The organism is Rhodococcus sp. ARC_M5, assembly GCF_022810405.1.
Lineage (GTDB): Bacteria > Actinomycetota > Actinomycetes > Mycobacteriales > Mycobacteriaceae > Rhodococcoides > Rhodococcoides navarretei.
Map to the genome: position 1 here is coordinate 1 of NZ_JALGQE010000073.1, position 253 is coordinate 253.

The window sequence follows — 253 nt, forward strand, 5'->3', positions numbered from 1 at the left end:
CGCGGTTGAGCGATGGCTGGCTCGACTACAGCGCCCACGTCGGGTTCATCACCGACCCGGCGCGGGTGAGGTCGCCGAAGGACAAACCGAGAGTCGAACGCACCGTGCAGTACGTGCGCGGAAACTTTCTGGGCGGGTGAACGATTCAACAGTCTCGAGCAAGCGCAGGAGGCGGCGGTTCGGTGGTGCAGCAGCACCGCAGGTATGCGCATTCACGGCTCGACATGCGCCCGACCGCTCGAGGTGTTCGAGG

Annotated in this window: 1 pseudogene; it reads left to right on the forward strand. The window is 65.2% G+C overall.

The annotated features are described in order from the left end of the window. Nucleotides 1-253 (forward strand): annotated as a pseudogene (locus MTX34_RS25585) (IS21 family transposase); the annotation flags it as partial.